The following is a 19803-nucleotide window of genomic DNA, read 5'->3' as shown; positions in this document are numbered from 1 at the left end:
TGGCCAAGCATACACAAAGCAAATGTGGGAGGGGGCTTGCCCCCGATTGCTGAGTGTCAGTCACCGAATCTAGTGACGGGTCCACCGCTATCGGGGGCAAGCCCCCTCCCACATTGAGTGACGGCGTCGGCTTAGAGACCGTAGCTCATCAGACGCTCGTAACGACGGGCCAACAGCGCTTCGTTATCCAGCTTCTTGAGCATCGCCAGTTGCGAACCCAGTTCAGCACGGATAGTCGCGGCAGCCGCAGCCGGATCACGATGCGCGCCGCCCAGTGGCTCGGCGATGACTTTATCAACGATCCCCAGGCCCTTGAGGCGATCAGCGGTGATGCCCATGGCCTCAGCAGCGTCCGGCGCCTTTTCGGCGGTTTTCCACAGAATGGAGGCGCAACCTTCCGGCGAAATCACCGCGTAGGTCGAATACTGCAACATGTTCAGTTGGTCGCAAACGCCAATGGCCAATGCACCGCCGGAACCGCCTTCACCGATCACGGTCGCAATAATCGGGGTCTTGAGGCGCGCCATGACGCGCAGGTTCCAGGCAATCGCTTCGCTCTGGTTCCGCTCTTCGGCATCGATACCTGGGTAGGCACCTGGGGTGTCGATGAAGGTCAGGATTGGCATCTTGAAGCGTTCGGCCATTTCCATCAGACGGCAAGCCTTGCGGTAGCCTTCCGGACGCGGCATGCCGAAGTTGCGACGCACTTTTTCGCGCACTTCACGGCCTTTCTGATGGCCGATCACCATCACTGGCTGGTCGTCCAGTCGAGCGATGCCGCCCACGATAGCCGCATCGTCGGAGAAATGGCGGTCGCCATGCAGCTCGTCGAACTCGGTGAAGATGTGCTGAATGTAGTCCAGAGTGTACGGACGGCGCGGGTGGCGAGCCAGGCGCGCGATCTGCCAGCTGGTCAGCTTGCCGAAAATATCTTCGGTGAGCGTGCTGCTCTTGTCTTGCAGGCGGGCGATCTCATCGCCGATATTCAGCGAATTGTCATTGCCGACCAGGCGCAGCTCTTCGATCTTGGCTTGCAGGTCAGCGATCGGCTGTTCGAAATCAAGAAAATTCGGGTTCATAAGCGTCCGTCTTGGGTCGACGGCCAAGGGGTGCCTGGCCAGCCGGTTGTCTATTCGCGCCCTACCTTAAGGGAGAGGCGCGTTTAGGTCGAGATTAAATGTTTGGCCGAGATCAGGCGAATACTCTTCAGGGAAAAGCAAGCGCCTGGCCATCAGCGGTATTGGAGAAAGACGTTGTCACGGCCGAACTGGTCACGCAATGCTTGAATCAAGCCGTCAGCGGGATCGATTCGCCAGGTTTCGCCAAACTGCAACATGGCCTTGGCGTCGTTGCCGGTGTACTCCATGGTCACCGGGCACGCACCACGGTGACGCTTGAGCAGGTCACCCAACCAGCGTAGCTGATCGCCCTTGAGCGCCTCGGTCTTGACCTTCAGGCGCAGGCTTTCGGCCAGGTTGGTACGTGCATCTTCCATGCTCATCACGCGCTTGATGCGCAGGCGCAGGCCGCCGGAGAAGTCGTCGTTGCTGACCTCCCCTTCCACCACCACCATGGCGTCGGTCTGCAGCAGCGACTGGGCGGAGTGGAACGCGTCGGCAAACAGTGACGCTTCGATCCGGCCCGAGCGGTCGTCGAGGGTGATAAAACCCATCTTGTCGCCCTTCTTATTTTTCATCACCCGCAGGGCGATGATCATCCCGGCAACCGTCTGGGTATCCCGGGCCGGCTTCAGGTCGATGATGCGCTGACGGGCGAAACGGCGAATCTCGCCTTCGTACTCGTCAATCGGGTGACCCGTGAGGTACAGGCCCAAGGTGTCTTTCTCACCCTTGAGGCGTTCCTTGAGAGTCAGCTCCTTGGCCTTGCGGTGGTTGGCATACACATCCGCATCTTCTTCGACGAACAGTCCGCCAAACAGGTCGGCGTGGCCGCTGTCATGGGTACGCGCCGTCTGTTCGGCGGCCTTGATCGCTTCTTCCATGGCAGTCAGCAGCACCGCGCGGTTGCGGTCGATATTGGCCTGGTAAGCCTTCGGCTCATCATGGAAATACGGGCCGAGACGGTCCAGCGCACCGCTGCGGATCAGGCCGTCGAGGGTCCGTTTGTTGATACGCTTGAGGTCGACCCGCGCGCAGAAGTCGAACAGATCCTTGAAAGGCCCGTCCTGACGCGCCTCGGTGATGGCTTCCACCGGCCCCTCACCTACGCCCTTGATCGCGCCGAGGCCATAGATGATGCGGCCTTCGTCGTTCACCGTGAACTTGAACTCCGAGGCGTTCACGTCCGGCGCGTCGAGGCGCAGCTTCATGGTGCGCACTTCCTCGATCAAGGTCACGACCTTGTCGGTGTTGTGCATATCCGCCGAGAGTACCGCAGCCATGAACGGCGCCGGATAGTGGGCTTTCAACCAGGCGGTCTGGTACGACACCAGGCCGTACGCGGCGGAGTGGGATTTGTTGAAGCCGTAACCGGCGAATTTCTCTACCAGGTCGAAGATGTTACCGGCCAGGTCCGCGTCAATATTGTTGGTGGCGCAGCCCTCGATGAAACCGCCGCGTTGCTTGGCCATTTCTTCGGGTTTCTTTTTACCCATGGCCCGACGCAGCATGTCCGCACCGCCGAGGGTGTAACCGGCCATCACCTGGGCGATCTGCATCACCTGTTCCTGATACAGGATGATGCCGTAGGTCGGCGCCAGTACCGGCTTGAGGCCTTCGTACTGATAGTCGGAGTGCGGGTACGCCAGTTCGGCGCGGCCGTGCTTACGGTTGATAAAGTCATCAACCATGCCCGATTGCAGCGGCCCCGGACGGAACAAGGCCACCAGTGCGATCAAGTCTTCCAGGCAGTCGGGCTTGAGCTTTTTGATCAGCTCCTTCATGCCGCGCGACTCAAGCTGGAACACCGCAGTGGTTTCGGCTTTTTGCAGCAGGCTGTAGGTCGGCTTGTCGTCCAGCGGGATGAACGCGATATCCAGCGGTGCCTCGCCAACCTTGGCGCGGTCGCGGTTGATGGTCTTGAGCGCCCAGTCGATGATCGTCAGGGTACGCAGGCCGAGGAAGTCGAACTTCACCAGGCCGGCCGCCTCCACGTCATCCTTGTCGAACTGGGTCACCAGGCCGCCGCCCTCTTCATCGCAGTAGATCGGCGAGAAGTCGGTCAGCTTGGTAGGCGCAATCACCACGCCACCGGCGTGTTTACCGACGTTACGCACTACGCCTTCGAGCTTGCGCGCCATGTCCCAGATTTCGGCGGCTTCTTCATCGACCTTGATAAAGTCGCGCAGGATTTCTTCCTGCTCGTAGGCTTTTTCCAGGGTCATGCCGACTTCGAACGGAATCATCTTCGACAGGCGGTCGGCCAGGCCGTAGGACTTGCCCTGCACGCGGGCCACGTCGCGGATGACCGCCTTGGCCGCCATGGAACCGAAGGTGATGATCTGGCTGACCGCGTTGCGACCGTATTTCTCGGCCACGTATTCGATCACGCGGTCGCGACCGTCCATGCAGAAGTCGACGTCGAAGTCGGGCATGGACACCCGTTCCGGGTTCAGGAAGCGTTCGAACAGCAGGTCATATTCCAACGGGTCGAGGTCGGTGATCTTCTGCACGTAGGCCACCAGCGAGCCAGCACCTGACCCCCGGCCCGGCCCCACCGGTACGCCGTTGCTCTTGGCCCACTGGATAAAGTCCATCACGATCAGGAAGTAACCGGGAAACCCCATCTGGATGATGATATCCAGCTCGAAATTCAGCCGGTCGACGTAGACCTGGCGCTTGGCTTCGTAGTCTTCGGTGGTGTCCCTGGGCAGCAGCACGCTGAGCCGCTCTTCCAGGCCATCGAACGACACCTTGCGGAAGTACTCGTCGATGGTCATGCCATCGGGAATCGGGAAGTTGGGCAGGAAGTGCTTGCCCAGTTTCACTTCGATATTGCAGCGCTTGGCGATCTCGACGGAGTTTTCCAAGGCCTCGGGCAAATCGCTGAACAGCTCGGCCATTTCCTCGGCGCTTTTGAGGTACTGCTCTTCGCTGTAGTTCTTGGAGCGACGCGGGTCATCCAGGGCCCGGCCCTCGCCGATGCATACGCGGGTCTCGTGGGCCTCGAAATCTTCCTTCTTGATAAAACGTACATCGTTGGTTGCCACCAGCGGCGCGCCCAGCTTGTCGGCCAGGGCCACAGCGGCGTGCAGATGCTCTTCATCGTTGGGGCGATTGGTGCGCTGCACTTCCAGGTAGAAGCGGTCAGGGAACACCTGCATCCACTCGCGGGCGAGCACTTCGGCTTCCTGCGGGTTGCCGCCGAGCAGCGCGATACCGATCTCGCCCTCTTTGGCGGCCGAGAGCATGATCAAGCCTTCGCTGGCTTGTGCGACCCACTCGCGCTCGATGATGATCGAGCCGTTGCGCTGACCATCGATGAAGCCACGGGAAATCAGTTCGGTCAGGTTGCGATAACCCACGCCGTTCATCGCCAGCAGGCTGATGCGGCTCAGGGGGTTATCCGGATCCTTGTTGGACAGCCACAGGTCGGCGCCGCAGATCGGCTTGATACCTGCGCCCATGGCGTTTTTGTAGAACTTGACCAGGGAACACATGTTGTTCTGGTCGGTAACCGCTACCGCTGGCATGTTCATGCCCACCAGGGTCTTGACCAGCGGTTTGATCCGTACGAGGCCGTCGACCAGGGAGTATTCAGTGTGCAGGCGTAGATGAACGAATGAAGCCGGCATAGTGATCCTGTGCAGTAACGTGGAAACAACAAGGCCCGGGATTGTACCGGGCCTTGAGCAAAACATCAGCCTCGCGACTACACCTCGCTGAGGCTCTCGCGCAGCTCATAAGCCTGGCGCACCGGGGCGAACGAGCGGCGATGGATCGGCGTAGGGCCGAGTCGCGCCAAGGCTTCCAGATGAACGGGCGTCGGGTAGCCTTTGTGGCCGCCCATGCCGTAGCCGGGGTAAATCAGGTCGAACGCCGCCATTTCGCGGTCGCGGCTGACCTTGGCCAAAATCGACGCCGCCGCAATCGCCGGCACCTTGCTGTCGCCCTGGACCACGGCTTCAGCGCGCATCGCCAGCTGGGGGCAACGATTGCCGTCGATCATCGCCAGCCTGGGCGTGATATGCAGCCCTTCAACCGCACGCTGCATAGCAAGCATGGTGGCGTGCAGGATGTTCAGCGTATCGATTTCTTCCACTTCCGCCCGGGCGATATGCCAACTCAGGGCTTTCTCACAGATCTCGTCATAGAGTTTTTCACGGCGGGCTTCGGTGAGCTTTTTCGAGTCATTGAGGCCAAGGATCGGACGGTTCGGGTCGAGAATCACCGCCGCCGTTACGACCGCACCGCACAGCGGGCCGCGCCCGACTTCGTCGACACCGGCGACCAGTTCGTGGGCCTGTGCAACCAGGCTGAAATCCAGGCCCATCTGCGTACTCATAAGGCTTCCTGTCTATGGCCGATCAAGTTCAACACGGCGTCAGCCGCCTGGTTCGAGGCATCACGCCGCAGAGTGCGATGAATAGCATCGAAACCACGGGTCTGCTCTTCGCCACCGTCAATCAAGGGTAGCAGGGTCTGTGCAAGTGCCTGGGGCGTAGCATCGTCCTGCAACAACTCCGGCACCAACAACCGTTGGGCCAGCAGATTGGGCAAAGAAATATACGGGCTCTTGACCATCCGCTTGAGAATCCAGAAGGTCAGCGGCGCCAGGCGATAGGCCACAACCATGGGGCGCTTGTACAACAAGGCTTCCAGGGTGGCGGTGCCCGAAGCGATCAGTACGGCATCGCAGGCGGCCAGGGCCAGGTGCGACTGACCGTCGAGCAGGGTCAACGGCAGGTTGCGCCCCTCAAGCAGTGTTTCGATTTGTGCGCGACGCTGCGGGCTGGCGCACGGCAGCACAAACCGAATCCCCGGCTTGAGCGCTTGCAGACGTTCGGCAGCATCAAAGAACAGGCTACCCAAGCGCCCGACTTCACCGCCCCGGCTACCCGGCATCAGTGCGACCAGCGGGCCATCGGGCAACCCCAGTTCGGTACGCGCCGCAGCACGGTCGGCCTGCAAAGGAATGGCATCGGCCAGGGTATGCCCGACAAACCGCACCGGCACGCCCTTCTCTTCGTAGAACCGCGCTTCGAACGGCAGCAGGGTCAGCATCAAGTCGCAGCCTTCACGAATCTTCAGCACGCGCTTTTGCCGCCACGCCCACACGGACGGGCTGACATAGTGCACCGTCTTGATCCCGGCCTGGCGCAACTTGAGTTCAATGTTGAGGGTGAAGTCCGGAGCATCGATACCGATAAAGACGTCGGGCTTTTCTTCGATCAACGTCTTGATCAGTAGCTTGCGACGCGCGAGCAACTCACGCAGGCGCCCCAGTACTTCTACCAAACCCATGACCGACAGGCGCTCCATCGGAAAGTAGGAGGTAAGGCCTTCGGCCTGCATCAGCGGGCCACCGACGCCAATAAATTCGATGGCAGGGTGCTGGACTTTGAGGGCCCGCATCAGGCCGGTGCCGAGAATATCGCCGGAAGCTTCGCCGGCGACCAGTGCGATACGCAACTTGGCCATGGTCAGCGGGTGATGCCGCGAGTCGACGCCTGGATCGAGTCACGAAACACCGCGACTTCCGGGAACGACGCTGCCGGCTCGGCCAGTTCGGTCAGGGCCTGCTCAACCGTCAGCCCTTGACGGTAAACCGTCTTGTAGGCGCGGCGCAGGGCTTGGATCGCGTCGTCGCTGAAGCCGCGACGGCGCATCCCTTCGAAATTCATGCTGCGGGCTTCAGCGGGGTTGCCGAACACCGTGACGAATGCAGGGACATCCTTGCCGATGGCGGTGCCCATGCCGGAAAAGCTATGGGCGCCGATATGGCAATATTGGTGCACCAGGGTGAAACCGGACAGGATCGCCCAGTCGTCCACATGCACATGCCCGGCCAAAGCGGTGTTGTTGACCAGGATGCAGTGGTTGCCGATCACGCTGTCGTGGCCGATATGGGCATAGGCCATAACCAGGTTGTGATCCCCCAGCGTGGTCTCGGCCCGATCCTGCACGGTGCCACGGTGGATGGTCACGCCTTCACGGATGATGTTGTGGTCACCGATTACCAGGCGTGTTTCTTCACCCTTGTACTTCATGTCCGGCGTGTCTTCGCCTACCGAGGAAAACTGGTAGATGCGATTGTGTTTGCCAATGCGGGTCGGACCCTTGAGGATCACGTGCGGCCCGATGACAGTCCCCTCGCCGATTTCCACACCTGCGCCGACGATCGACCAAGGGCCGACCTCAACGTCGGCGGCCAGTACGGCCGACGGATCGATGATTGCGCGAGGGTCAATCAAACTCATAGTTTGCGTTCCGCGCAGATGATCTCGGCAGAGCACACCGGCTTGCCATCCACCGAAGCCTGGCACTCGAACTTCCAGATCTGGCGCTTGCAGCTGATGAACTTGGCTTCCAGGATCAACTGGTCACCCGGGGTGACCGGATTGCGAAAACGCAACTTGTCGGAGCCCACGAAATAGTAAAGCGTGCCGTCGGCAGGCTTGAGGTCGAGCATTTTGAAACCAAGGATACCGGCAGCCTGGGCCATTGCTTCGATGATCAACACGCCCGGCATGATGGGATGCGCAGGAAAGTGGCCATTGAAAAACGGTTCGTTGATGCTGACATTCTTGTAGGCACGAATGCGCTTTTCCTCAACATTGAGGTCCACTACACGATCCACCAGCAGGAACGGGTAACGGTGAGGCAGGTATTCGCGAATCTCGTTGATGTCCATCATTTCGGGGGAAGCCTGTAATAAAGATTGGGGGCGGGCGGACTAAAAGCACGCCCCGCTAGCAAATCAAGGAGGCAGTCTAGCGGCTGTGCACACTTGATATGGAAATGGTATCAGCCTTCTGATGAAGCATTACCGCCAGGGGTCACGTCTGCAACACGCTTTTCCAGCTGTTTGAGACGTCGCGCCATGTCGTCGAGCTGCCTCAGACGTGCTGCGCTCTTGCGCCATTCAGCCGCTGGCTGCATGGCGGTACCGGATGAATAAGCCCCTGGCTCGGTAATCGAGTGAGTGACCATGGTCATGCCGGTGATGAAGACGTTGTCGCAAATATCGATATGCCCTACCAGCCCCACGCCACCGGCGAGCATGCAATGCTTGCCGATTTTGGTGCTGCCGGAAATCCCCACGCAGGCAGCCATGGCGGTGTGATCGCCAATCTGCACGTTGTGGGCGATCTGAATCTGGTTGTCGAGCTTCACGCCGTTGCCAATCACGGTATCGGCCAGGGCCCCGCGATCGACAGCAGTGTTGACACCGATCTCTACGTCGTCGCCGATCAACACGCCGCCCACCTGGGCGATCTTGTGCCAGACACCCTTGGCGTTGGCAAAGCCGAAGCCCTCACCGCCAATCACCGCGCCCGACTGAATGACCACCCGCTGCCCAATACGCACATCGTGGTAAAGGGTAACGCGAGGCGCCAGCCAGCCATCGGCACCGATTTCGCAGCGCGCGCCAATAAAGCAATGCGCGCCGACGGTGACGCCAGCGCCAATACGGGCGCCACTCTCGATCACGGCAAAGGCACCAATGCTGGCCGCAGGGTCGACCTGGGCATCCTCGGCGATCACTGCTGACGGGTGAATACCTCCAGCCGCCTTAGGCTTGGGATCGAACAGGTGCGATGCTTTCGCGTAGCACAGGTAGGGGTCGTCCACTACCAGCGCATCCCCGATGAACCCCTCGGCGTCAGCAGCCTTCAGCAACACGGCTGCGGCTTGGCAATCGACCAGGTATTTACGGTATTGAGGATTTGCGAGGAAGCTCAACTGAGCTGGGCCAGCCTCCTGCAAGGTGGCTAGCCCAGTGATGTCTCTCTCCGGGGAACCACGCAAGGTGGCTCCCAGGAACTCGGCCAACTCGCCGAGCTTGATGGTCGCGGTCATGGTTTACTTCAGCTGGTTCATGCGCTCGATCACCTGGCGGGTGATGTCGTATTGAGGCTTGACGTCAATCACGGCGCCACGCTCGAACACCAGGTCAAAGGCACCCTTCTTGATGACTTCTTCCACAGCGCTGTCGAGTTTCGGCTTGAGCTGCTTGAGCATTTCGCGGTCGGCAACTGCCTTGGCTTCGTTCAGTTCCTTGGATTGGAACTGGTAGTCACGGGCCTTTTGCTTGAATTCAAGCTCCAGACGCTCGCGCTCGCCTTGCTGCATCTTGTCACCACCGGCAACCAGACGGTCCTGGATGCCTTTGGCGCTGCTTTCCAGGGTTTTAAGCTTGGTCAATTGCGGACCGAATTTCTTCTCTGCATCCACGGCGTACTTCTTGGCCGCGTCAGATTCCAGCAGGGCCATCTGATAGTTCAGCACGGCGATTTTCATTTCGGCGAAGGCCGGGGTGGTTACCAGCACAGTGGCCAGCAGGACCAATTGAGTCAACTTACGCACGATGTACTCCTACAGAATCCGTTGTCGTTATCTTAGGTCAGACGCTTAGAACGTCTGGCCAAGGGAGAATTGGAAAATCTGGGTTTCAGCGTTATCCGGTTTCTTGATCGGCATGGCCAGAGCAAAGCTCAACGGGCCCAACGCAGTCACCCAGGTCACACCCACACCGACGGAGCTGGCCATATTGCTCAGGCTCACATCGTTGCACTGGGTGTTGGACTTCAAGCCACTTGGGTTCTTGATCTGCTCGCACTTGGAGTCGAACACGTTACCCACGTCCCAGAAGACCGAGGTGCGCAGGGAACGCTGGTCCTTGACGAACGGCAGCGGGAACAGAATCTCCGCACCACCCTGGATCAGCACGTTACCACCGAACGGCAGCGGGTCGTCGTCCGTGTCCAGCGCTGTGCCCTGGTTGCCTGTTCTATCGGCACCGCGGCTCGGTGTACCACGAGGGCCCAAGGTACTGTCCTTGAAGCCACGTACCGAGTTGAAACCACCCGCGTAGTAGTTCTCATAGAACGGCAAGCCATTGGTCGAACCGTAACCATCGCCATAACCCAGCTCGGTGTGCAGGCGCATGGTGTAGTTATCGCTCAACGGCTGGAACAACTGGCCACGATAGTCAAGCTTGAAGAACGACAGGTCGCTGCCCGGCGTGGTGACTTCTGCGGTCAGGCTTTGGGAATGACCACGGGTCGCCAGTACACCTTTGTTCAGGGTCGACTCGGACCAGCCGGCAGACGCCTTGAAGTTCAGGAACTTGTCGCCTTCACGGCGGGTGAAGTCGAAAATCTCATCCACGGTGTAGATACCGGTCTTGATCTCATCCTGCTGCGCGGTCAGGCCGAAGGTCAGACGCGAGGTTTCACTGATCGGATAACCCACGTTGACGCCGGCACCGAGGCTGTCGATCGCATAGCTGGCAAGCTGGGTGTCCAACTTGTCGTAGTCGGTGGTGCGGTAGAAGGCGTTGTAGCCCAGGCTCACACCGTCTGCAGTCCAGTAGGGGTCGGTGTAACCGAAGTTGTATCGGCTCTGGTATTCGCTTCGGGTCAGGCCGATGGACACACGGTTACCGGTACCGAGGAAGTTGTTCTGGGTGATGGAACCGCCCAGGATCAAACCCGCGCTCTGTGCGAAACCGACGCTGGCGGTGATCGAGCCCGAGGCCTGTTCTTCAACGGCGTAGTTTACGTCGACCTGGTCATCCACACCCGGTACGGCTGGGGTTTCGACGTTGACTTCCTTGAAGAAGCCCAGGCGCTCAAGACGGGTCTTGGATTGGTCGATCAGGTAAGTCGACGCCCAACCGCCTTCCATCTGGCGCATTTCACGACGCAGCACTTCGTCCGAGGACTTGGTGTTGCCACGGAAGTTGATGCGGTTGACGTAGGCACGCTTGCCTGGATCGACAACGAAGGTGATGTCCACGGTGTGGTCTTCATCGTTCGGGGTCGGCACGCCGTTGACGTTGGCGAAGGTATAGCCTTCGTTACCCAGGCGACGGGTAATCAGCTCGGAGGTGGTGGTCATCAGCTTGCGCGAGAACACCTGGTCTTTCTGGACCAGCAACAGGGACTTGACCTGATCTTCAGGCACTTTCAAGTCACCGCTGAGCTTGACGTCACGAACCTTGTACTTCTCGCCTTCGTTGACGTTGACGGTAATGTAGACGTGCTTCTTGTCCGGGGTGATGGACACCTGGGTCGAAGCGATGTCCATATTGATGTAGCCACGGTCCAGGTAGTAGGAGCGCAGGCGTTCCAGGTCACCGGACAGTTTTTCACGGGCGTACTTGTCATCGTTCTTGAAGAACGACAACCAGTTGGTGGTCTTGAGTTCGAACAGGTCGATCAGGTCTTCATCCGCGAACTTGGTGTTGCCCACCACGTTGATGTGCTGGATGGCCGCCACGGTGCCTTCGTTGATATTGACCTTCAGGCCTACCCGGTTGCGCGGCTGCGGGATGACTTCCGTCTCCACGCTTGCCGAGTAGCGGCCTTGGGCAACGTACTGGCGTTGCAGCTCGTTACGCACACCTTCAAGGGTGGCGCGCTGGAAGATTTCACCCTCGGCCAGGCCCGACTGCTTCAACCCCTTCATCAGGTCTTCAGTGGAGATGGCCTTGTTACCTTCGATCGTGATGCTCGCGACGGAAGGCCGCTCGACGACGGTGATGACCAGGACGTTGCCTTCGCGACCCAGTTGGATATCTTGAAAGAACCCGGTTTTGAACAGCGCACGAGTGGATTCCACCAGGCGACGATCATCAGCCTGTTCCCCGACGTTCAACGGCAAGGCACCAAAGACGCTACCCGCGGAAACCCGCTGGAGGCCGTTGACGCGAATATCGGAGATGGTGAAGGACTCGGCGTGAACTTCGGCGATCATCAATACGGTGAGAACCGCAGTTAGCAGCAGACGTTTCATGAAGTCCTTTCTTATTCCAACTGGCAATAAACAAACTGCCGCAAAATGCGGCAGATTCGCAATTCAGCGAAGCGTTACAGTCGTCCCAGATCGTTGACCAGAGCTAACAACATCACTCCGACCACCAAACTGATACCGATCTGTATCCCCCAACCCTGCACCCGATCCGACAAGGGGCGACCACGCACCCACTCGACCAGATAAAACAGCAGATGCCCCCCATCCAACACTGGAATGGGCAGCAAATTCAGAACTCCAAGGCTGATACTCAGATAAGCCAGGAAATTCAAGAAATCCGCGACACCCGACTGGGCAGAAGCGCCCGCCACTTTAGCAATGGTTATCGGTCCACTCAAGTTTTTTACCGAGAGCTCGCCGAACAACATTTTCTTCAGGGATTCGAGGGTCAGCACGCTCATGGTCCAAGTGCGTTTAGCACCCTCGCCAATCGCTGCCAATGGCCCGAAGCTGATCTCTCGCACCATCGATGGCGGCCACTCGACACCTTTGACCCCGGCCCCCAGGTAACCCCCGGCAGCCTTGGCCTCACCACGCACCGACAAGGTTACGGGGACGTCGATTTGAGCACCTTCGCGCTCAACTTTCAGCACAATTTTCGTATCAGGGCGTACACGTACCAGGTCGACCACTTGCTGCCAATCGCCCAGCGCCTGGCCGTCAAGGGCCAACAACCGGTCGCCGGTTTTCAGGCCTGCGGCCTGGGCCGGGCCTTTAGGGTCCAGCTCGGCGAGTACCGGCGGCAACGCCGGACGCCACGGACGGATGCCCAGGGACTTGATCGGATCCGGCTCGTCAGCGCCTTGAAGCCAATGGTCCAAGGCCAGCTCACGCGGGCTTTCGGCACTGGAGTCCGGCTCACGCACCACCACATTGACAGTGCCGCTCTCACCCAGTCGCCGCACCAACTGCAAATTGACCGCGCCCCAACCTGTGGTGGGCTCGCCATCAATCGAAACAATTTCCTGCCCTGCCAGCAGCCCGGCCTTGGCCGCCATACTGCCCGTCTCGACCGCACCGATGACCGGACGCACTTGCTGGCTGCCCAGCATGGCAAGGACCCAGAAGAACACCATTGCCAACAGGAAATTGGCAATCGGGCCGGCAGCGACGATGGCGATGCGCTGACGAACGGTCTTGCGGTTGAAGGATTGATCCAACTGGTCCGCAGGCACTTCGCCTTCTCGTTCATCGAGCATCTTCACATAGCCACCCAGCGGGATGGCTGCGATCACGAACTCGGTGCCATGACGGTCATGCCAGCGAACCAGCGGCATGCCGAAACCGACGGAAAAACGCAATACCTTGACGCCGCAACGACGCGCCACCCAGAAGTGGCCGAATTCGTGGAAGGTAACCAGCACACCCAGAGCAACCAGGGTGCCGACAATCATGTAGAGCGCACTCATCTAATTTCTCCGCATTTCAATCCAATGCCTGAAGGCGCTTACCCGCCTACAGCCTGACGCGCGTTGCGGCCCAGCCATTGCTCGGCCAGGGCCCGAGCCTTTGTATCGGCCTCGAACACGGCCCCCAGGTCATCCACAGCCACAACCGGCTCAGAATCCAGAACGTCCTCGATGATACTCGCGATCTGCGGAAAGCGGATGCGCCGTTCGAGAAACGCCGCCACGGCCACTTCATTGGCTGCATTGAGCATGGCTGGCGCACTGTTGCCCGCCTCAGCTGCTTGCCGGGCCAGACGCAGGCACGGGAAGCGCTGTTCGTCCGGCGCCTGGAAATCCAGGCGCGCGATGGCAAACAGGTCCAATGGTGCCACACCGGAATCAATCCGCTCCGGCCAAGCCAGGGCATTGGCGATCGGCGTGCGCATATCCGGGTTGCCCAATTGCGCCAGTACCGAGCCGTCCACGTAATCCACCAGGGAATGAATCACACTTTGCGGGTGAATCACCACCTCCACCTGATCAGGCCGCGCATCAAACAACCAGCACGCCTCGATCAGCTCCAGCCCTTTGTTCATCATGCTTGCCGAATCCACGGAGATTTTGCGCCCCATGGACCAGTTCGGGTGCGCGCACGCCTGGTCGGGCGACACATGCTCCAGCTCATCCACCGGAGTCTGCCGGAAGGGACCACCGGACGCCGTCAGTAAAATCCGGCGCACGCCGACCTGACCCAGGCCGCGGGCAAAATCAGCGGGCATGCACTGGAAGATCGCGTTGTGCTCGCTGTCCAGGGGCAACAGGACCGCCCCGCTCCTGCGCACGGCCTGCATAAAGAGCGCGCCGGACATGACCAGGGCTTCTTTATTGGCAAGCAGGATTTTCTTGCCCGCATCGACGGCAGCCAGTGTCGGGCGCAAACCCGCCGCACCGACAATAGCTGCCACGACCGTATCCACTTCGGCGTCCGCGGACACCTGGCACAGCCCCTCCTCGCCCACCAGCACCTGGGTGGCAAGGCCGGCAGCCCGCAGATCATCCTGCAGGCTTCGCGCGGCAGCGGCCTGCGGCACCACGGCAAAGCGCGGCGAATGACGCACGCATAACGCCAGCAGTTCATTCATGCGCGTAAAGCCGGTCAGGGCGAAAACCTGGTAACGATCGGGGTGACGGGCGATGACATCCAGGCTGCTCAGCCCGACCGAGCCCGTCGCTCCAAGCACGGTGACCTGCTGCAGACGGCTCACGAAGCGATCATCCACAGCAACACGGCAAAGATCGGCAACGCGGCGGTGAGGCTGTCGATACGGTCCAGTACACCACCGTGACCTGGCAGCAGGTTGCTGCTGTCCTTGATCCCGGCCTGGCGCTTGAACATGCTCTCGGTAAGGTCGCCCACCACCGAAATGAATACCACGACGGCAGTCCCCAACAAGGCCAGGAAAATCTCTTTCACCGACCAGTCGCGCCACACACCGACCGCCAGCGCAATCAGCAGCGTCAAGGCCAGCCCGCCGTATACGCCTTCCCAGCTCTTGCCTGGGCTGACGGCCGGCGCCAGCTTACGCTTGCCGAAGGCACGGCCTGAAAAGTAGGCACCAATGTCAGCGCCCCAGACCAGCACCATGACCGCCAGGATCAATTCGTTGCCATTCGGGAAATGCTTGATTTCCACCAAGCCTTGCCAGGCCGGCAGCAGGATCAGCAAGCCAATCACCAACTTGCAGGCCACACTGGACCATTGACCGCTGGTGCGTGGATAGGTCAGCACCAGGAACGTCGCCGATGCCCACCACAATACCGACGCCCCCAGCACCCAGGGCGCGATATCGGGCAGGATGTACATCAGGAACAGCAACAGCGCGACGATCGCGGCGTACGCCACGCGTGGCAACTGGTCGCTGAAGCCCGCCAAACGCGCCCATTCCCATGCGCCGAGGGTTACCACCAGGCCGATGAACAGTGCAAAGCCGGAACCCTCGAGCAGGAAAAAACCACACAAGGCAATCGGCAGCAGGATCAGTGCTGTGATGATTCGTTGTTTAAGCATTTAAACCCGGGCTCCAGCTTCGATCTGCTCGCTCGTTTTACCGAAGCGACGCTGACGGGAAGCGAAATCGGCCAGCGCATTGCGCATGGCATCGTGTTTGAAGTCCGGCCAGAACAGGTCGGAGAAATACAACTCGGTATAGGCTAGCTGCCACAGCAGGAAATTGCTGATGCGGTGCTCACCACCGGTACGGATGCACAAGTCCGGCAACGGCAGGTCGCCGGTCACCAGGCAGGTTTGCAGCAGTTCGGGCGTGATGTCGTCGGGCCGCAAATGACCGGCCTGCACTTCGCGGGCCAGTCGCTGCGCAGCCTGGGCGATATCCCACTGGCCGCCGTAGTTGGCCGCGATTTGCAGCACGAAACGGTTGCTGCCGGCCGTGATAGCCTCGGCTTCACGCATGGCTGCCTGCAGCTCCGGATGGAACCGGGAACGGTCACCAATGATGCGCAGGCTGATGCCGTTGTCATTGAGGCGCTTGGCCTCGCGCCGCAACGCCTTGAAGAACAGGTCCATCAAGGCACTCACTTCTTCGGCGGGCCGCTGCCAATTCTCGCTGGAAAAGGCAAACAGCGTCAGCACTTCGACCTTGGCCTCGGCGCACACTTCGATGACAGCGCGCACCGCATCGACACCCGCTTTATGCCCGGCAACACCGGGCATAAAGCGTTTTTTCGCCCAGCGATTATTCCCATCCATGATGATCGCGACATGGCGCGGCACCACAGAGGGCACAGTCTGCTTGGTCTTTTCCATGAAGGCGTCCTGACCCCTTATACGGCCATCAGGTCCTTTTCTTTTTCTTCGGTGGCCTTGGTGATCTGGGCCTCCGCATCCTTGGTCAGCTTATCGATATCGGCAACGGCACGGCGCTCTTCGTCTTCGCTGATTTCCTTGTCCTTGACCAGCTTCTTCAGGTCACCCAAGGCATCGCGACGGATGTTACGCACGGCAACCCGTGCATCTTCCGCCGCGCTGCGCGCCTGCTTGGTGAAGCCCTTGCGGGTCTCCTCGGTCAGGGCAGGCATGGAAATCAACAACAACTCGCCCAGGTTGGTCGGGTTGAGGTTCAAGCCGGCACTCTGGATAGCTTTGTCGACCGCCGCGAGCATGTTGCGCTCGAAGGCCACGACCTGCAGGGTGCGCGAGTCTTTTACGGTGATGTTGGCCACCTGAGTAATGGAGGTGTCCGTGCCGTAGTAGGGCACCATCACGCTGCCCAGGATGCTCGGGTGCGCCTTGCCGGTACGAATCTGGCCGAATGCGTGGCTCAGAGACTCCAGGGATTTCTGCATACGCGCTTGGGCGTCTTTCTTGATTTCGTTGATCATTGTTGGCCTTCCTCGATCAGAGTCCCTTCTGCGCCGCCGTGTACGATATTCAGCAGGGCGCCGGGCTTGTTCATGTTAAATACGCGCAGCGGCATCTTGTGGTCGCGGCACAGGCAGATAGCCGTCAGGTCCATCACACCCAGCTTGCGATCCAGCACTTCATCGTAGGTCAGATGATCGAACTTCTCGGCATGCGGGTCTTTGAATGGATCTGCAGTGTATACGCCATCCACCTTGGTCGCCTTCAACACCACGTCTGCGTCGATTTCGATAGCACGCAGGCATGCGGCCGAATCGGTGGTGAAGAACGGGTTACCGGTGCCTGCGGCAAAGATCACCACTTCCTTGGCGTTCAGGTGGCGCATGGCTTTGCGGCGATCGTAGTGATCGGTCACACCGACCATGGAAATAGCCGACATCACGATGGCCGAGATATTGGCACGCTCCAGGGCGTCACGCATGGCCAGGGCGTTCATCACAGTGGCCAGCATGCCCATGTGGTCGCCAGTGACCCGATCCATCCCGGCAGCACTCAGTGCCGCGCCGCGGAACAGGTTGCCACCACCGATCACCAGGCCCACCTGAACACCGATACCGACCAGTTGGCCGACTTCGAGCGCCATGCGGTCAAGTACCTTGGGGTCGATCCCGAACTCTTCCGAGCCCATCAGGGCCTCGCCGCTGAGCTTGAGTAGAATGCGTTTATAGCGAGCCTGATAACCACTGCCCTGCTGAGCCATTGCGAATCTCTCCTGCGGCGTATTTTTTAAAAAATTCTTGGCGAGCCGTTTACGGCTTGCGTTCACTCTAGCTGGACGCCATCACAGCGCCATCGGAACACGGCTTTGTAAGCCAGTTCCGAGGGGAAGCCAAATAAATTCGCCTTCCCATTTGAAAAGAGGCTGCGCGCGTGAGCGGGCAGCCTCTTTCGGGCGACAGTTGAAAACTGTCTTATTGCTTGGCGGCAGCCAGCTGGGCAGCAACTTCTTCAGCGAAGTTGTCGACCGGCTTCTCGATACCGTCGCCTACTTTGAAGTAGGTGAAGGAAACGATTTCAGCACCGGCTTTCTTGGCCAGCTCGCCAACCTTGATTTCAGGGTTCTTGACGAACGCCTGCTCAACCAGGCTTGCTTCAGCCAGGAACTTGCTGATACGGCCTTTGACCATGTTCTCAACAATGTTTTCTGGCTTGCCTTTGATTTTTTCTTCGTTCAGCTGCAGGAACACAGCTTTTTCACGCTCGATCGCTTCGGCAGAAACTTCCGAAGGCAACAGGAACTCAGGGTTGCTGGCCGCTACGTGCATAGCGATGTCTTTGGCCAGTTCAACGTTGCCGCCTTTCAGGACAACTGCAACACCGATCTTGTTGCCGTGCAGGTAACCACCTACCACGTCACCTTCAACGCGCACCAGGCGACGGATGTTGACGTTTTCGCCAACCTTGCCGACCAGTACCAGGCGATCCGCTTCTTGAGCTTCGATCAGCGGAGCGGCGTCAGTCAGTTTGTCGGCGAACGCTTTTTCAACGCTGGCGGCAACAAATGCCTTGAAGTCGTCCTGCAGAGCCAGGAAGTCGGTCTGCGAGTTCACTTCCAGCAGTACCGCGGACTTGCCGTCTTCTTTCAGAGCGATAGCGCCTTCAGCAGCCACGTTGCCTGCTTTCTTGGCGGCCTTGATGGCGCCGGAAGCACGCATGTCGTCAATGGCTTTTTCGATGTCGCCGTCGGCCTTTTCCAGGGCCTTCTTGCAATCCATCATGCCTTCGCCGGTACGCTCACGCAGTTCTTTAACCAACGCTGCAGTAATTGCTGCCATTTTCAAATTCCTCTTGGATAGGTTTTCAACCATTCCACCCGATCGAACGGGGGATCAATTCTTCCCGAATATCCGTTGTAGGCTGCTGCACGTTACAGAGCAACGATGCGCCGCCACAAGTGGGCGCCAACAAATGGTTTTCGAGGTGGCAAAAAGGGGGCCAAGCCCCCTTTTTGCTTACTGAGTCAACGCCAGGGCGTCAATTACTCAGCTGCGGCTACCGGAGCTTCTTCAACGAACTGCTCGGTACCACCAGCAACGTGGTTGCGACCACGGATTACAGCGTCAGCCATCGAACCCATGTACAGCTGGATAGCGCGGATCGCGTCATCGTTGCCTGGGATGATGTAGTCAACGCCATCCGGGCTGCTGTTGGTATCGACTACGCCGATAACAGGGATGCCCAGCTTGTTGGCTTCGGTGATCGCGATGCGCTCGTGATCAACGTCGATAACGAACAGTGCGTCAGGCAGACCGCCCATGTCCTTGATACCACCCAGGGAACGATCGAGCTTTTCCAGGTCGCGAGTGCGCATCAGCGCCTCTTTCTTGGTCAGCTTGGCGAAAGTACCGTCTTCGGCTTGCACTTCAAGGTCACGCAGACGCTTGATGGAAGCACGGATGGTTTTGAAGTTGGTCAGCATGCCGCCCAACCAGCGGTGATCGACGTACGGCGAACCGCAACGTGCTGCTTCTTCAGCAACGATCTTGCCAGCGGAACGCTTGGTGCCGACGAACAGGATCTTGTTTTTGCCCTGGGCCAGGCGCTCTACGAAAGTCAAAGCTTCGTTGAACATTGGCAGGGTTTTTTCAAGGTTGATAATGTGGATCTTGTTACGCGCGCCGAAAATGTACTTACCCATTTTCGGGTTCCAGTAACGGGTCTGGTGACCGAAGTGCACACCGGCCTTCAGCATATCGCGCATGTTGACTTGGGACATGATAGTTCCTTAATAAGTCGGGTTTGGCCTCCACGTATCCCAATGACCAACCAGCGGCTTCAAGGCCTCCGGCACCCAGGTCATCGTGTCGACACGTGTGTGGATTTAAGCTCTGCGGGGCATCCCCGGAAAGCGGCGCATTTTATACCACAGCAAGGGCGAAAACGGAACCCGCAATCACATTTGCCGCAAGCTTCCTTGCGCCAACCCTTTGAATGGCGCCGATATACCCCCACTCTATAGAGAGAAGCGATCGTCAGGGGCTCATGGTTTGTCGCCCGCGTCTGTTAGAATCGCGTTTTTTTGTGGCCTGTGCGAAGT

The 19803-nt window shown here is 59.2% G+C and carries 17 protein-coding genes; all 17 read right to left on the bottom strand.

Going from position 1 to position 19803, the window contains the following annotated elements; genetic code table 11:
* Positions 1–131 precede the first annotated feature (131 nt).
* Entirely contained in the window at positions 132–1079 is a 948-nt protein-coding gene (locus C4J92_RS06505) for an acetyl-CoA carboxylase carboxyltransferase subunit alpha (RefSeq protein WP_016976871.1), read from the bottom strand.
* A 152-nt stretch (positions 1080–1231) separates the two neighbouring features.
* Entirely contained in the window at positions 1232–4753 is a 3522-nt protein-coding gene (dnaE, locus tag C4J92_RS06500) for a DNA polymerase III subunit alpha (RefSeq protein WP_124403311.1), read from the bottom strand.
* A 77-nt stretch (positions 4754–4830) separates the two neighbouring features.
* On the bottom strand, positions 4831–5463 hold the full coding sequence (rnhB, locus tag C4J92_RS06495; RefSeq protein ID WP_124403310.1) for a ribonuclease HII: 633 nt from the start codon (positions 5461–5463) through the stop codon (positions 4831–4833).
* The gene (lpxB, locus tag C4J92_RS06490) at positions 5460–6599 is read right to left on the bottom strand and encodes a lipid-A-disaccharide synthase (RefSeq protein WP_124403309.1); all 1140 of its coding nucleotides are present in this window, start codon (positions 6597–6599) and stop codon (positions 5460–5462) included. Before lpxB ends, rnhB begins: the two co-directional genes overlap by 4 nt.
* Before the next feature lie 2 nt (positions 6600–6601).
* Positions 6602–7378, bottom strand: coding sequence for an acyl-ACP--UDP-N-acetylglucosamine O-acyltransferase (lpxA, locus tag C4J92_RS06485; protein WP_124361615.1), 777 nt, complete (start codon positions 7376–7378; stop codon positions 6602–6604).
* Positions 7375–7815 (bottom strand): 3-hydroxyacyl-ACP dehydratase FabZ, encoded by a 441-nt coding sequence (gene fabZ / locus C4J92_RS06480; protein ID WP_003172281.1) that lies wholly within the window; start codon positions 7813–7815, stop codon positions 7375–7377. The genes lpxA and fabZ overlap by 4 nt, the downstream gene beginning before the upstream one ends.
* Before the next feature lie 110 nt (positions 7816–7925).
* Positions 7926–8981, bottom strand: a complete 1056-nt coding sequence (lpxD, locus tag C4J92_RS06475; protein WP_124403308.1) for a UDP-3-O-(3-hydroxymyristoyl)glucosamine N-acyltransferase — start codon at positions 8979–8981, stop codon at positions 7926–7928.
* A 3-nt stretch (positions 8982–8984) separates the two neighbouring features.
* Complete coding sequence (locus C4J92_RS06470; protein WP_003172279.1) at positions 8985–9488, bottom strand: OmpH family outer membrane protein; 504 nt, start codon at positions 9486–9488, stop codon at positions 8985–8987.
* A 45-nt stretch (positions 9489–9533) separates the two neighbouring features.
* Positions 9534–11921 (bottom strand): outer membrane protein assembly factor BamA, encoded by a 2388-nt coding sequence (gene bamA, locus C4J92_RS06465; RefSeq protein ID WP_124403307.1) that lies wholly within the window; start codon positions 11919–11921, stop codon positions 9534–9536.
* A 74-nt stretch (positions 11922–11995) separates the two neighbouring features.
* The gene (gene rseP / locus C4J92_RS06460; RefSeq protein WP_124403306.1) at positions 11996–13348 is read right to left on the bottom strand and encodes a sigma E protease regulator RseP; all 1353 of its coding nucleotides are present in this window, start codon (positions 13346–13348) and stop codon (positions 11996–11998) included.
* A gap of 38 nt (positions 13349–13386) precedes the next feature.
* Complete coding sequence (gene ispC / locus C4J92_RS06455; protein ID WP_124403305.1) at positions 13387–14592, bottom strand: 1-deoxy-D-xylulose-5-phosphate reductoisomerase; 1206 nt, start codon at positions 14590–14592, stop codon at positions 13387–13389.
* The gene (locus C4J92_RS06450) at positions 14589–15395 is read right to left on the bottom strand and encodes a phosphatidate cytidylyltransferase (RefSeq protein ID WP_124403304.1); all 807 of its coding nucleotides are present in this window, start codon (positions 15393–15395) and stop codon (positions 14589–14591) included. Before C4J92_RS06450 ends, ispC begins: the two co-directional genes overlap by 4 nt.
* Positions 15396–16151, bottom strand: a complete 756-nt coding sequence (uppS, locus tag C4J92_RS06445; RefSeq protein WP_057723202.1) for a polyprenyl diphosphate synthase — start codon at positions 16149–16151, stop codon at positions 15396–15398.
* Positions 16152–16168: 17 nt separating this feature from the next.
* Positions 16169–16726: a ribosome recycling factor gene (frr, locus tag C4J92_RS06440; RefSeq protein WP_124403303.1), complete on the bottom strand. Its 558-nt coding sequence runs from the start codon at positions 16724–16726 to the stop codon at positions 16169–16171.
* A complete protein-coding gene (gene pyrH, locus C4J92_RS06435) occupies positions 16723–17466 on the bottom strand; it encodes a UMP kinase (protein ID WP_003172271.1) in 744 nt (247 codons plus the stop codon). Before pyrH ends, frr begins: the two co-directional genes overlap by 4 nt.
* Before the next feature lie 211 nt (positions 17467–17677).
* Positions 17678–18541 (bottom strand): translation elongation factor Ts, encoded by an 864-nt coding sequence (tsf, locus tag C4J92_RS06430; protein WP_124361608.1) that lies wholly within the window; start codon positions 18539–18541, stop codon positions 17678–17680.
* 203 nt (positions 18542–18744) lie between these two features.
* On the bottom strand, positions 18745–19482 hold the full coding sequence (gene rpsB, locus C4J92_RS06425) for a 30S ribosomal protein S2 (protein WP_048719953.1): 738 nt from the start codon (positions 19480–19482) through the stop codon (positions 18745–18747).
* Between the last annotated feature and the right edge of the window lie 321 nt (positions 19483–19803).

Origin of the sequence: Pseudomonas sp. R3-18-08, assembly GCF_003852065.1 — a bacterium.
In the GTDB taxonomy this organism is placed as follows: domain Bacteria; phylum Pseudomonadota; class Gammaproteobacteria; order Pseudomonadales; family Pseudomonadaceae; genus Aquipseudomonas.
Note: the sequence above shows the minus strand (reverse complement) of the source record. Positions and strands in the feature narration are given on the sequence as shown.

Bases quoted from the DNA above. Each gene is read 5' to 3' on its own strand.
- fabZ (WP_003172281.1), bottom strand. From the start codon at position 7,815: ATGATGGACATCAACGAGATTCGCGAATACCTGCCTCACCGTTACCCG.
- rseP (WP_124403306.1), bottom strand. From the start codon at position 13,348: ATGAGTGCGCTCTACATGATTGTCGGCACCCTGGTTGCTCTGGGTGTG.
- pyrH (WP_003172271.1), bottom strand. From the start codon at position 17,466: ATGGCTCAGCAGGGCAGTGGTTATCAGGCTCGCTATAAACGCATTCTA.
- rnhB (WP_124403310.1), bottom strand. From the start codon at position 5,463: ATGAGTACGCAGATGGGCCTGGATTTCAGCCTGGTTGCACAGGCCCAC.
- lpxA (WP_124361615.1), bottom strand. From the start codon at position 7,378: ATGAGTTTGATTGACCCTCGCGCAATCATCGATCCGTCGGCCGTACTG.
- uppS (WP_057723202.1), bottom strand. From the start codon at position 16,151: ATGGAAAAGACCAAGCAGACTGTGCCCTCTGTGGTGCCGCGCCATGTC.
- dnaE (WP_124403311.1), bottom strand. From the start codon at position 4,753: ATGCCGGCTTCATTCGTTCATCTACGCCTGCACACTGAATACTCCCTG.
- frr (WP_124403303.1), bottom strand. From the start codon at position 16,726: ATGATCAACGAAATCAAGAAAGACGCCCAAGCGCGTATGCAGAAATCC.
- lpxB (WP_124403309.1), bottom strand. From the start codon at position 6,599: ATGGCCAAGTTGCGTATCGCACTGGTCGCCGGCGAAGCTTCCGGCGAT.
- C4J92_RS06450 (WP_124403304.1), bottom strand. From the start codon at position 15,395: ATGCTTAAACAACGAATCATCACAGCACTGATCCTGCTGCCGATTGCC.
- bamA (WP_124403307.1), bottom strand. From the start codon at position 11,921: ATGAAACGTCTGCTGCTAACTGCGGTTCTCACCGTATTGATGATCGCC.
- C4J92_RS06505 (WP_016976871.1), bottom strand. From the start codon at position 1,079: ATGAACCCGAATTTTCTTGATTTCGAACAGCCGATCGCTGACCTGCAA.
- rpsB (WP_048719953.1), bottom strand. From the start codon at position 19,482: ATGTCCCAAGTCAACATGCGCGATATGCTGAAGGCCGGTGTGCACTTC.
- lpxD (WP_124403308.1), bottom strand. From the start codon at position 8,981: ATGACCGCGACCATCAAGCTCGGCGAGTTGGCCGAGTTCCTGGGAGCC.
- tsf (WP_124361608.1), bottom strand. From the start codon at position 18,541: ATGGCAGCAATTACTGCAGCGTTGGTTAAAGAACTGCGTGAGCGTACC.